The sequence below is a fragment of the Streptomyces sp. NPDC005202 genome (assembly GCF_040608235.1).
Lineage (GTDB): Bacteria > Actinomycetota > Actinomycetes > Streptomycetales > Streptomycetaceae > Streptomyces.
The window spans coordinates 1-11,909 of sequence record NZ_JBEXHW010000019.1 but is presented as its reverse complement, the minus strand read 5'-3'; the positions used below and the strand labels follow the sequence as shown (position 1 = coordinate 11,909).

Below are 11,909 nucleotides of genomic sequence, written 5' to 3'. Positions count from 1 at the left end.
GATCAGCCCGCCTCAGCCATCGGGAAGGCGCCCGGAGCGACGGCGGTCGCCCGGTAGGCGATGCCGTGCCGCTGCTGACCGCTGAACACGCTCTCCCACGGCCGCGCCACCAGACCCGGCAGCGAGACGGGAGCGCCGACGGTCAGACCCTCGGTCACGCCACTCTCCGGGTCGGTCACCTGGATCAGCGACGACTCGCCCTCGTCGATGTAGACGACGCCGACGGTCATCAGCGCCTCACCGGTCATCGCATCCTTGGCGATCTCACCGGTCTGCCGGTCGCGCACCTTCGGCGCCGGGGCTTCGGTGAGGAGGATCGTGGCGGTCGAGGCGTCAACGCGGATCACACGCACAGGGATTGCTCCTTCTTGAAGTCGATCAACCCGCCGACCTGACACGTTGACTTAGCAAGTTCGAATACCAGGTTGACTTGTCAAGTTGCTATCGCGCGCAAGTCGCCCCACGCGGGTCAGTTCAGGCGGTAGGTGTCTTCGAGTTCCTGCCGGTCAGCCGGGAGCAGCACGTCAGTGACCTGCAAGGCTCGACCGGAGGCGTCGCACGCGACGACCAGGACGCTCAGCACGGGCACGCCGTCCGGCAGATCGAGCAACTCAGCTTCGCGAGCTTCGGGCAGGCGAGCGGACACCCGCTCGATCACGTGGTCGTAGCGGACCTTCTTCCGCGCTTCGACGTGTTCTCGGGCACTGCCGCTCAGGGGTTCAGCGACCCCCAACTCGGTACCCTCGACCAGGCCGGCGGGGAAGTACGACGAGACCAACTCGACCGCTTCGCCGTCCTCTTCGACCAAGAAGCGGCGCACCAGGCCTTCAGCCTTCTTCGGCAGGCCAAGCGCCGAGGCGACCCGAGCCGGGACAGCCACATGCTTGACCTCGATCAATCGGCCCGGACTCTGCGACTCGTCACGCTCCAGCGCCTCACGGCCCCGCCGGTCCTTCTGCTCGACGACTTCCGGGCGCCCGCGGACGATCGTGCCGTACCCCTGCCGGGACTCAAGCCACCCGTCCCGCTTCAGCAGCTCCAGCGCCCGCACGACGGTCGGACGGGACATGCCGAAGGCCTGCACCAACTGGTTCTCACTGGGGACGCGGGTACCCGGCGCGTACGTGCCGTCCTCGATGCGACGCTGGATCGTCTGCGCGAGGCGCACGTACTTCGGTGGCTCCACTTCATACGCCATGAACGCCGCCTGTCGAGATTGGCCAAGTCAACTGGTCAACCAGACTAGCGACACTTGCACACCGGCAGTAGACGAGGTGGGCAATCCCGTCACGCCGGCCAAGCATCAGCCACAACGAAGGAGACGACGGTTCCGCCGAAATAGCTGGGTCCGGAGTGCCAGGAGTCGGCGATGGAGTCGACCAAGAGCAGCCCTCGCCCGTGGGCGTCGTTGGCTTCCGGATGCCGCATCCGCACGTGCGCCGGGAAACCCGGGTTGTGCACCTCCACCCGGAGCGAGGCCCCCTCGCGGAACCACTCCACCCGCACGAGCCAGGGCTCATCCGACCGCCCGTAGCGGATCGCGTTGGTCACCAGCTCCGAGATCATCAGTACGCAGTCGTCGACGGAACAGGCCGGGTCGTAGGGAGCGATGAACCGCCGGAACCAGCGCCGGGCCCGCGGTACCGACTCAGGCTCCGGGTGCAAGGTCATCGCTCCGAGTCGCGCCGAGCCGGGCCCGCTGTAGCGGTCGATCACAAAGGCCATGGGTGTTCACTCCTTGCCGCTGCCGTCGCAGTCGAGACAGCGCCGCTTCGACGTGGCACGGCTGCGGTCATGGGCCGTGGAGAGCGCCAGCGCCGTTCGGGAGCCGACGCGCTTCCACCCACGCCCCCGGCATCCTCGGCAGGCTAACCGCGCACCCTGTTCCGGCCGCCGACTCGTCACGTCGTGCCCTACGCGGCGCCGCCTATCGCAGCGAGCGGACCGCCCAGCTCAGCCAGCGTCACCAGGTCCGTCACGGCGATCAGCCCGCCTCAGCCATCGGGAAGGCGCCCGGAGCGACGGCGGTCGCCCGGTAGGCGATGCCGTGCCGCTGCTGACCGCTGAACACGCTCTCCCACGGCCGCGCCACCAGACCCGGCAGCGAGACGGGAGCGCCGACGGTCAGACCCTCGGTCACGCCACTCTCCGGGTCGGTCACCTGGATCAGCGACGACTCGCCCTCGTCGATGTAGACGACGCCGACGGTCATCAGCGCCTCACCGGTCATCGCATCCTTGGCGATCTCACCGGTCTGCCGGTCGCGCACCTTCGGCGCCGGGGCTTCGGTGAGGAGGATCGTGGCGGTCGAGGCGTCAACGCGGATCACACGCACAGGGATTGCTCCTTCTTGAAGTCGATCAACCCGCCGACCTGACACGTTGACTTAGCAAGTTCGAATACCAGGTTGACTTGTCAAGTTGCTATCGCGCGCAAGTCGCCCCACGCGGGTCAGTTCAGGCGGTAGGTGTCTTCGAGTTCCTGCCGGTCAGCCGGGAGCAGCACGTCAGTGACCTGCAAGGCTCGACCGGAGGCGTCGCACGCGACGACCAGGACGCTCAGCACGGGCACGCCGTCCGGCAGATCGAGCAACTCAGCTTCGCGAGCTTCGGGCAGGCGAGCGGACACCCGCTCGATCACGTGGTCGTAGCGGACCTTCTTCCGCGCTTCGACGTGTTCTCGGGCACTGCCGCTCAGGGGTTCAGCGACCCCCAACTCGGTACCCTCGACCAGGCCGGCGGGGAAGTACGACGAGACCAACTCGACCGCTTCGCCGTCCTCTTCGACCAAGAAGCGGCGCACCAGGCCTTCAGCCTTCTTCGGCAGGCCAAGCGCCGAGGCGACCCGAGCCGGGACAGCCACATGCTTGACCTCGATCAATCGGCCCGGACTCTGCGACTCGTCACGCTCCAGCGCCTCACGGCCCCGCCGGTCCTTCTGCTCGACGACTTCCGGGCGCCCGCGGACGATCGTGCCGTACCCCTGCCGGGACTCAAGCCACCCGTCCCGCTTCAGCAGCTCCAGCGCCCGCACGACGGTCGGACGGGACATGCCGAAGGCCTGCACCAACTGGTTCTCACTGGGGACGCGGGTACCCGGCGCGTACGTGCCGTCCTCGATGCGACGCTGGATCGTCTGCGCGAGGCGCACGTACTTCGGTGGCTCCACTTCATACGCCATGAACGCCGCCTGTCGAGATTGGCCAAGTCAACTGGTCAACCAGACTAGCGACACTTGCACACCGGCAGTAGACGAGGTGGGCAATCCCGTCACGCCGGCCAAGCATCAGCCACAACGAAGGAGACGACGGTTCCGCCGAAATAGCTGGGTCCGGAGTGCCAGGAGTCGGCGATGGAGTCGACCAAGAGCAGCCCTCGCCCGTGGGCGTCGTTGGCTTCCGGATGCCGCATCCGCACGTGCGCCGGGAAACCCGGGTTGTGCACCTCCACCCGGAGCGAGGCCCCCTCGCGGAACCACTCCACCCGCACGAGCCAGGGCTCATCCGACCGCCCGTAGCGGATCGCGTTGGTCACCAGCTCCGAGATCATCAGTACGCAGTCGTCGACGGAACAGGCCGGGTCGTAGGGAGCGATGAACCGCCGGAACCAGCGCCGGGCCCGCGGTACCGACTCAGGCTCCGGGTGCAAGGTCATCGCTCCGAGTCGCGCCGAGCCGGGCCCGCTGTAGCGGTCGATCACAAAGGCCATGGGTGTTCACTCCTTGCCGCTGCCGTCGCAGTCGAGACAGCGCCGCTTCGACGTGGCACGGCTGCGGTCATGGGCCGTGGAGAGCGCCAGCGCCGTTCGGGAGCCGACGCGCTTCCACCCACGCCCCCGGCATCCTCGGCAGGCTAACCGCGCACCCTGTTCCGGCCGCCGACTCGTCACGTCGTGCCCTTTTCCAATCCAAGTGGCCTTAGCCACTTCCTGGATGGTGGCATTAGCCACTTGCGACGCGCAAGCGGTTCGCCTCAACTGGCGAGCCGTCAGGTGAGCGGATAGCCCTGCTCGAACGCCCAGCGGTGCGGCGGGTAGGTGGCTTCGGCGAACTCCAGAGGCCGGTCCTGGAGGTCGAAGACGACGTGATGGACGATGAGCACCGCGGATCCCTGCTCCAACCGCAGGTCGGCCGCCTCCTCCTCGGTAGCGGCCCGAGCGCACATCCGGTCTTCGGCGTAGCTCCCCTGACGCCCAGTCATCCTCTCGACGTACATGAGCGTCCCTTCCTGGATCCGCTCGGGATCCATCAGCTTGGGCGCCCGCTGCCCGACCTCCGGAGCGAACCACGAGGTGGACAGGGTGATGGGACCGTCCTGGTTGTTCGTCACGCGCCGGCGGTGCACGGCTCGTCGGTCCTTCACCAGGCCCAAGGCCTCAGCCACGTAGTCCGGCGCCTCCAGCCAACCAGCCGAAGTGATCACCGCGTACTCACCGGGCGTGTAGATCTTCCCGGTCTGCCGGGCACGCCCGTACAGCTCACGGGCCCGCCGATTGACCTCCAGGCTCCGCACATACGTACCCGACCCCTGGCGCTTCTCGACCAGCCCCTGATGACTCAGCGCTTCCAGCGACCGCGCGGCCGTGGGCCGGGACACCTTCCAGTCCGCGGCGAGTTGCCGCTCCGACGGCACCTCGTCCCCCGGTCGCAGGTCACCCCGAAGGATCTGATCGCGGATGTAGTGCGCGATCTGGAGATACTTCGGCTGAGCCTCTTCGATCTGAGGCATCTGCCCTCCTAGTCCAAGTGGCTATGGCCTCTGGCCACTATAGGGTGAGTGGTCAACCTGGGACCCCGTAGGCTGATCGCATGACGCGGTTGATCGTCGCAGCAGGAGGAGGAGGCGACGCAGTCGCCGCCGCCATGCTTCACGCCGCCCTGTACGGCGACGAGGACCAGGCGGTGATCCTCACGTACGCGTGGGACCGCCTCCTGATTGACCCTCTACCGGGCCCGCGGCGAGCCTCCGACTTCACCGGCCTGCAACGCATCACCCCGGCCGTCTGGTCAGTGCCGGCGGAAGCCCGCCCGATCGCACCCGCAGGCTCCACGCTCCCCCGACTCGCAGCGGAGCTCCCGCACACGTTCGCGCTACTCGACCCCTACCAAGGAGCCGAAGGCCTCACGCACCAACTCGAAGACTTGGTGAGCCACTTGGAGCCCGAGTCGATCGACCTCCTGGACGTGGGCGGGGACATCCTCGCGCGGGGCGACGAGCCCACGCTGAAGAGCCCACTCGCCGACGCCCTCACGCTTGCCGCGTGCTGCCAGGTGAACGCGCCCGTGCGGCTCCTGGTGGCGGGGCCGGGCCTGGACGGCGAACTTCCGCCGGAAGACGTGGACGGCATGCTGGGCCCCGTCATCCACACGTTCACCGCGAGAGACGTGGACGCGATCAGCTCCGTCCTGGAATGGCACCCATCCGAGGCCACCGGGGTGCTCGCGGCAGCGGCCAGGGGCGTCCGAGGAACGTGCGAGATCCGGGACGCGGGACTTCCCGTTCCACTCACGGACGACAGCCCCAGGGTGCATAAGGTCGACCTGGACGACGCCGTCAGCCGCAACCAACTAGCCCGAGCCATCATGGCGACAGAGACTCTCGACGAGGCCGAAGCCCACAGCCGCGAGATCTGCGGCTACTCGGAGATCGACTACGAGCGCAACAAGGCCCTGTGGCTCAACGACCAGCAGCCGACAAAGCTGGGCCCGGAAGCAATCTCGGCCCAGCTCGACCAGTTCGAGGCCGAAGCCCGAGCCCGCGGAGTCACCCACACGACGTTCCGCCGCATCACCGAGGCCCTGAACCTCAGCGGCTCGCAGCGCGATGACCTGCGCCAACTCCTCATCAACAGCCGGCCGGAGCAGTACGACGCGCCCCTGTGGCGCATCCCAGCGGTCGCCTGAGTAACAACCTTCTTCACGGGTTCAAGGCCCGCGCACGGCGCGGGCGCGCGCCGCTCGACGGCGCGGCCTGCCTCTGTCTTCGCCCCGGCTGGCCGCGCCAAGCGGCGCGCTGCGGGCTGCGGGCAGATGCGAGGAAGTCACCGCGGGCCAAAGACATGCCTCCGGCGGGGGCGCTCAGGCTCCGAGATGGACGGGGCGCCGTTCGCGAGTGCCGGCCGAGTAGTGGCGTGCGCGGGAGCTTCCATCCCGTCTGCCGTCGACCCAGGCGAAGCCGAGCAGACGCGGCTCCTGGCGTCCAGGTCGTTCGTACAGTGGCGCGCTCCACCTGGACGCCAGGAACCACGCCCGCTCCACGGTGTGTGGGTCGACGGCAGACGGGATGGAAGCTGGGGAGGGCAGTGGTGAGGGAAGAACAGCAGGTGCGGCCTGCAATCTGGAGCCCGATACCGCTTGACAAGGCACCGAAGACACTCCAAAACCTGTGAGGACCAGGTAGGACCAGCGGGGACCAGCGAGTTATAGTCGGAGCTGTAGCTACACGAAGTGAAGTTTCCACTTCGACGCTGCCAGCGGAAACGCGGTAGCGAGCGAGTCACAAGCGGGCTCCAGGCAGAAGAGCCCAGCCCTGGTGGTGAGAGACCAGAGCCGGGCTCATGCGTGGAGTCGTTGAGTGGGTCCGGCCGACTACGTAACGGCCGGGCCCGCTTTGCTTGGGCCTGCCACCGTCCGGCTTACCATCAAACGTTCGGCACGCTATCGCGCCAGCTGCTCCACACAGCCTGCGAGCGCCGTGATAGCCGTGAGGATCGCGATCAGGATCTCGGCCTTTGTGGGGCCACGCCCGTGATCACGGTCCGGCTCTTCCGGCTTTCGCAGATCTGCCATGTCACACTTCCAGTCCGGTCGTGCTAACCCCTGGCGTACCGGGGGTCTTCGGCTCTCGTGTCCGAAGCTCGGGATGGACCGGAAGTGGACGGCAGAAGCATATCGGTCGGCACTGACAACCGGACCCACGATCAAGCGTCACCGACCAGCAGCGGGTCTATAGAGCCTCCTTGAAGCATGATCGGCCCCTGACTCGCAGCGATCAGCCCCGCTCGTACCCCGAAGGGCGCTCCGCAAGGCGATCGGAAGGCGCGAACCGCGCCGACACCCCCATGATGCCTGATCGTTCCGGAAAACGTGCACCCTCAAGCCCCTCGTTCCGAAGTTTTTATTGTGATCATGGTCTTTTCGAGGGTCATTGCTGTAGATCCTTCGCCTCCGATATCAAGGACGTGCCCGAGAAACCACGGCGGCGACAAAACGCGGCAGGTCAAAGCCTTTGTCGCTCGAATCAGCGCGCGGATCTTGCGGTCGGCGTGCATGACGGTCGTGTGGTCACGGCCGCCGAACTGCGCGCCGATCTTCGGCAGCGAGAGGTCCGTCAGCTCGCGGCACAGATACATGGCGATCTGGCGCGCCGCACCAGGGCGCGGCCGCGCGAGGTGCCGCACAGGTCCTCGACGGTGAGGCGAAGTAGTCGGCGGTGGCGCCCATGATCGCGGTCGCGGTGATCTCCGGGGCCGAGTCCTCGCCGCCGGGGATGAGGTCCTTGAGGACGATCTCGGTGAGACCGAGGTCCACCGGCTGCCGGTTGAGCGACGCGAACGCCGTCACCCGGATCAGCGCCCCCTCCAGCTCGCGGATGTTGCGCGAGATGCGGGAGGCGATGAACTCCAGGACCTCCGGCGGGGCGTTGAGCTGCTCCTGCACTGCCTTCTTACGAAGGATGGCGATACGGGTCTCCAGCTCGGGCGGCTGTACGTCGGTGATCAGACCCCACTCGAAACGGTTCCGCAGCCGGCCCTCCAGCGTGACCAGTTGCTTGGGCGGCCGGTCGCTGGAGAGCACGATCTGCTTGTTCGCGTTGTGGAGCGTGTTGAACGTGTGGAAGAACTCCTCCTGGGTCGACTCCTTGTCCGCGAGGAACTGGATGTCGTCGACGAGCAGGATGTCCATCTCGCGGTACCGCTTGCGGAAGCTGTGCCGTCGCGGATGGAGTTGATGAACTCGTTGGTGAACTCCTCGGAGCCCTCGTTAAACGCAAGGCCAGAGGGCACAAGCCAACCGTGTCAAGAGTGCCTCGATTCCTGACATCAGCGGCTGACACCAACAAGCACGAACAGCGTCGGCCAACGCAGAACCCCAGCGGCCAGTCAGCCGAAAGCCGGGACGGGTTGACCTACGTCGCCAGTGCCCAATGATCGACCTGATAAGGATGAGGCCAGACTTCAATGCCTTGGGCTCGTGAAGGTGCCGCCCGTGCATGGCGAAATCGCGCTCTCTACAGCACCGGAGTGACTCTGTACCGTGCGATCCGCATACTTGGGATCTCAGGGCTACTGGAGCAAGATCTGTGATAGCTGTTCAACTTGCATCTGAGGGCGTGAACACGGCCTTCATCGCCGCCATTGCAGCCCTGGGGGGCGCCCTGGTAGGAGGGGTGGCCACTGTCGCCGCCGCGCGTCACTCCAGCCGAGGGACCGTGGGTGCTGCCGCGAGAACGGGTGCCGACGGTTACGGCATGTCCGTCCGGCAGACACGGATGGACTCGTACCAGGAGTTCGCCAAAACGGCCCGTCTGGCAGTAAGCCAGATCCAAGACGCCGCCAACTCGGTGGCGGCCTACAGCCAAAGCATCGGGGAAGATGAGCGTCGCGGCGAGATTCCGGCGCTACAGGACCTGCTCACCCGACTCGACCCAATGGGGGATGCCGCGATCCGCGTGAGGCTTGCCGGTCCGAAGGTCGTAGCCGAGGAGGCGTATGCCGTTCTTGAAAAGTGCGGTGACGCGTTGGGCAACTTGGAAAGCTACATCGGACTGGTCAGAAGTAGCCCCTTCATGTCAGTGGACAGTGACGATCTGACGATCATTACGGAAGGGCCCCTGATTCGATACCGCGAGGTAGCGGCCTCGCTCGGAGCTGCATCCACCGCGGTCGCACAGTTCCTTGACGTAGCCCGTGATCACCTCGATGACTGGAACGGGAACCCGGCATAGCCCGTGCCACATGCGTGCCAGAACGGGCGGGGACCAGCGGAGAATCACAGGGAAAGCGACAGCACCACGAGATGCAGCGATCAAGGTCTTTCAGCACGTCAGAGACAGGGGTGCCCCGTAGATCATCTTAGCTTCCCAAGCTGAGAGCGCGAGTTCGATTCTCGTCACCCGCTCCATATTGAAACCCCAGGTCAGTGTTGTTTGTTGTCTAGTCCAATTCTGGGGCGGCGTGCCCTCCGCGTGCCCTAAGGGCAGATGAACCTCGCCGCAAGCAGCCCTTGCAGGACGATTGGGCGAGCCGCACAGGCGGATCGTCTCGAATAGTGAGACGCGTTCCGTGTGAGCTGCGCCACTCTCTTGTGAAATCACGTATGCAAAGCGCCAGTTCGCCTGACCTGAGGCTGCCCGCGATGGTGGGCACTGCAAGAACCGCCGAGGATCTGACCGTAGCCACGGCAGGACGGCATTGGACGAGCACCCGAGACGGGGCGCCGACTTTCCAGGTGCTCCACTGGACGGGCTAAGTCTGGTCCCTCGCCGCGGACCTCAGCGGACTACCGACAGTCGGGGCCGGCCTACCGTGCCGCCGTGGCGTTGCCCCTCCCCCTCCTGAGCGGTTACCACGAGCCCGAAGATCAGGTCATTGAGGTCGGCAGGCTGGAGGTGCAGCTCGCGGGCCACATCAGCGCGTCGCGTCCCCTCGTTGCGCAGGGCGGTGAACACCTTGGCGAGCACCTGGGAGGTCTCACGAGCCACCCCACTACGAGGTTCAGCCTTGCGGTAGCCGAGGCGGCCGAGTTCCACGCAGTGAGTGCGGTACTGCCACTCGGTGGTCAGGCCCAGTTCATGCAGCCGGTGGGCCAGGGCCATGGCGGCGACTTTCCAGCGACGCTTGGCCTGAAGGATCCACTGAGTGCTCGCGCCGCGCGGGGCATGGGCGAGCACGTCCGCTCGCGGCATGAGGAAGGCGGCGGCGAAGCGGTGGGCTTCGGCCTCGGCCTGCGGACCGTGAGGCATCTGCTCCTCGCCGTGCAGGACGAGGTGGCCGAGTTCATGGGCGGCGTCGAAGCGGCCGCGTTCCGCGGTCTTCTCGGTGCTGAGCAGCACGAACGGGATACCGCGGTCCCAGAAGGAGAAGGCATCGACCTCGAGGCAGTCCCGGGACAGGGAGAAGATACGGACGCCATGCGCCTCCAGGAGGTGCACCACATTCGGGATCGGTGCGTTCCCGAGGCCCCAGCGGGCGCGCACAAGGGCGGCGGCTTCCTCCGCCGGCCAGTCAGCGCCCGCTGCCTCCCCTGGGTGGGGAATCTGGTCTTCGTTCGAGCCCAGACGGCTGAAGGAGGTCAACGATGGGATGTCGGGAGCGGGCAGCCGGAAGTGCCCGCCGATCCAGTCCTGGAGCACACGAGCAAGCCGCCCGGAGCTGAGGGCGATGTCCCGCTGTGAGGCAGTCATCTTGCTCAGCGCGCGGAAGCTGACCGAGTCCACGGTCAGCTCGGCGACCTCCTCGGCGGTAAAGAACGACGAGGGGAACTTCAACGCTGTCGCGATCGCCTCCAGCGACGGAGGGCTGGGTGTGGCCCGTCCGTTCTCGAAGTCGGACAGCCTGCGCGGCGTCAGGCCGGCCAGTTGGGCGAGTCGGGTGACGGTCAGTCCTCGGCGCTTGCGCGCGAGCACCAGCCGGGATGCGGTGGTCATGGGAGGAGCCAAGTAGGGAGGTCGGGGTGGGACGGTCAGGCCAGGCGTTCGATCGGGATGTCAATGCCGCCCTGGTCGTCGGAGTCATCGACGAACGGAGTGAAGCCCTCGAAGTCGATCCAGGGCAGGATGATCCGCTCGTACCAGCTGCTGATCTTGCCACGGTTGCCCGTGTCATTGGGAAACGACAGCTCCGCGTGGAGCCGGGTTCCCTGATCGGTCTTCGAGTGGTGGTACAGCAGAAACCAGGTCGGGATGCCGTCGCCGGCGTCGTGCGGCTCGGGCTGCACCTCGGTCTCGCCGAACGGCAGCAGCAGCTGGCGGTTGGTCTCCACCCGCTTGATCACCGCACTGCCCTTCGGGTAGCGGGTGGATGGCGTGAGCGCCGCGTACCCGGTCTCCGCACTGCCGCTGGAGGCAGTGATCGCGAAGTTGCCAGAGGGTGCGACGAGCAGCGGAACGTTGCAGGGGCTGACGCTGGTCCACCCCTCAGGGATGTACGCCTCCCGTAGGAAGCGGATGGTGCGCCCCCAGAAGATGTTGCCGGGCAGCGAGACCGGATCCAGCGGCGTGCAGAAGTTGCGCTCCGCCTCGGCTCGACGCAGGGCGTTCTCGATCTCGTCGACCGACAGCCCCAGCTCGGCGAGCCGATCACGGACCCCGAGGTCCTCTGCATGCACGACAGTCATGACCAGCCTCTCGACGGTCCCTACTCGACTTCCGGAAATCCTCCCTCAGATGAGGTGGAAAATCAAGAAATTGGGCAGGTCAGCAGTGCGGCAGCCAGCCCGCATGCAGGTGCAGAGGTCACTCTCTGGCTCAAACGGGCAGCTCAGCGCCCCAGGGATCCGGCCAAGCGAGCCGGATCCCACACGCGGGAGCCAGCTCTTACGCCTCTCGGGCGTGTTGCTTGGCCGCCGCAGCATCTTGGCGCTGGGCACGGACCTCGGCGTCGATGCCTTGGGCCAGCTTGCGCTGGTGCTTCGCCGTCGAGTGCGCTGAAGCTGGTGAGGGAGCCGCTGTGTAACCGCCTCCTGGATGGCGATGTCCAGCGACTGGGCTGCACCGCTGCGATCCTCGGCAAGCATCTGGACGTGGGCCACAGTGACGAGTTCGATCACACGCCACTGCGGGGCCACAACGGTCGTAGGCGCCGGGCTCTGCTCCACTAGGGCGCGTATTGAGTCGTGATCAATTGGTGGTCCGGGTGAGGTCCTTGATCCAGATCATTGAGGCGCGCAGGTGGAGGCCGGCGAGGTAGCTG

General features: G+C 66.5%; 11 protein-coding genes and 1 pseudogene. 2 read left to right on the top strand and 10 right to left on the bottom strand.

The features are described from left to right. Positions 1–2: 2 nt before the first annotated feature. From ABZV31_RS24330 to ABZV31_RS24300, 7 genes are all read right to left on the bottom strand, one after another. Positions 3–353, bottom strand: a complete 351-nt coding sequence (locus ABZV31_RS24330; protein ID WP_355897505.1) for a hypothetical protein — start codon at positions 351–353, stop codon at positions 3–5. Between the two features lie 116 nt (positions 354–469). Next, positions 470–1,198: a GntR family transcriptional regulator gene (locus ABZV31_RS24325; protein ID WP_355897502.1), complete on the bottom strand. Its 729-nt coding sequence runs from the start codon at positions 1,196–1,198 to the stop codon at positions 470–472. A gap of 89 nt (positions 1,199–1,287) precedes the next feature. Beyond that, positions 1,288–1,725, bottom strand: coding sequence for an ATP-binding protein (locus ABZV31_RS24320; protein WP_355897499.1), 438 nt, complete (start codon positions 1,723–1,725; stop codon positions 1,288–1,290). A gap of 259 nt (positions 1,726–1,984) precedes the next feature. After that, complete coding sequence (locus ABZV31_RS24315) at positions 1,985–2,335, bottom strand: hypothetical protein (RefSeq protein WP_355897505.1); 351 nt, start codon at positions 2,333–2,335, stop codon at positions 1,985–1,987. 116 nt (positions 2,336–2,451) lie between these two features. Then, entirely contained in the window at positions 2,452–3,180 is a 729-nt protein-coding gene (locus ABZV31_RS24310) for a GntR family transcriptional regulator (protein WP_355897502.1), read from the bottom strand. 89 nt (positions 3,181–3,269) lie between these two features. Further along, a complete protein-coding gene (locus ABZV31_RS24305) occupies positions 3,270–3,707 on the bottom strand; it encodes an ATP-binding protein (RefSeq protein WP_355897499.1) in 438 nt (145 codons plus the stop codon). A gap of 278 nt (positions 3,708–3,985) precedes the next feature. Beyond that, on the bottom strand, positions 3,986–4,726 hold the full coding sequence (locus ABZV31_RS24300; RefSeq protein ID WP_355897496.1) for a GntR family transcriptional regulator: 741 nt from the start codon (positions 4,724–4,726) through the stop codon (positions 3,986–3,988). A gap of 80 nt (positions 4,727–4,806) precedes the next feature. Between ABZV31_RS24300 and ABZV31_RS24295 the strand changes: the two genes are divergently transcribed. After that, positions 4,807–5,901 (top strand): DUF1152 domain-containing protein, encoded by a 1,095-nt coding sequence (locus ABZV31_RS24295; RefSeq protein WP_355897493.1) that lies wholly within the window; start codon positions 4,807–4,809, stop codon positions 5,899–5,901. 1,334 nt (positions 5,902–7,235) lie between these two features. On the opposite strand, the pseudogene dnaA reads toward ABZV31_RS24295, so the two are convergent. Then, positions 7,236–7,973, bottom strand: a pseudogene (gene dnaA, locus ABZV31_RS24290) (chromosomal replication initiator protein DnaA); the annotation flags it as partial. 494 nt (positions 7,974–8,467) lie between these two features. Here dnaA and ABZV31_RS24285 point away from each other — a divergent pair. Further along, positions 8,468–8,944: a hypothetical protein gene (locus ABZV31_RS24285; protein WP_355897491.1), complete on the top strand. Its 477-nt coding sequence runs from the start codon at positions 8,468–8,470 to the stop codon at positions 8,942–8,944. Between the two features lie 546 nt (positions 8,945–9,490). Here ABZV31_RS24285 and ABZV31_RS24280 read toward each other — a convergent pair. Together ABZV31_RS24280 and ABZV31_RS24275 are read right to left on the bottom strand one after the other, a co-directional pair. After that, positions 9,491–10,645: an ImmA/IrrE family metallo-endopeptidase gene (locus tag ABZV31_RS24280; protein ID WP_355897488.1), complete on the bottom strand. Its 1,155-nt coding sequence runs from the start codon at positions 10,643–10,645 to the stop codon at positions 9,491–9,493. A gap of 35 nt (positions 10,646–10,680) precedes the next feature. Beyond that, entirely contained in the window at positions 10,681–11,334 is a 654-nt protein-coding gene (locus tag ABZV31_RS24275) for a hypothetical protein (RefSeq protein ID WP_355897485.1), read from the bottom strand. Positions 11,335–11,909 lie beyond the last annotated feature (575 nt).

Excerpts from the sequence above, each read along its gene's own strand:
- ABZV31_RS24325 (WP_355897502.1), bottom strand. The coding sequence starts at position 1,198 with ATGGCGTATGAAGTGGAGCCACCGAAGTACGTGCGCCTCGCGCAGACG.
- ABZV31_RS24320 (WP_355897499.1), bottom strand. The coding sequence starts at position 1,725 with ATGGCCTTTGTGATCGACCGCTACAGCGGGCCCGGCTCGGCGCGACTC.
- ABZV31_RS24310 (WP_355897502.1), bottom strand. The coding sequence starts at position 3,180 with ATGGCGTATGAAGTGGAGCCACCGAAGTACGTGCGCCTCGCGCAGACG.
- ABZV31_RS24305 (WP_355897499.1), bottom strand. The coding sequence starts at position 3,707 with ATGGCCTTTGTGATCGACCGCTACAGCGGGCCCGGCTCGGCGCGACTC.
- ABZV31_RS24300 (WP_355897496.1), bottom strand. The coding sequence starts at position 4,726 with ATGCCTCAGATCGAAGAGGCTCAGCCGAAGTATCTCCAGATCGCGCAC.
- ABZV31_RS24295 (WP_355897493.1), top strand. The coding sequence starts at position 4,807 with ATGACGCGGTTGATCGTCGCAGCAGGAGGAGGAGGCGACGCAGTCGCC.
- ABZV31_RS24285 (WP_355897491.1), top strand. The coding sequence starts at position 8,468 with ATGTCCGTCCGGCAGACACGGATGGACTCGTACCAGGAGTTCGCCAAA.
- ABZV31_RS24280 (WP_355897488.1), bottom strand. The coding sequence starts at position 10,645 with ATGACCACCGCATCCCGGCTGGTGCTCGCGCGCAAGCGCCGAGGACTG.
- ABZV31_RS24275 (WP_355897485.1), bottom strand. The coding sequence starts at position 11,334 with ATGACTGTCGTGCATGCAGAGGACCTCGGGGTCCGTGATCGGCTCGCC.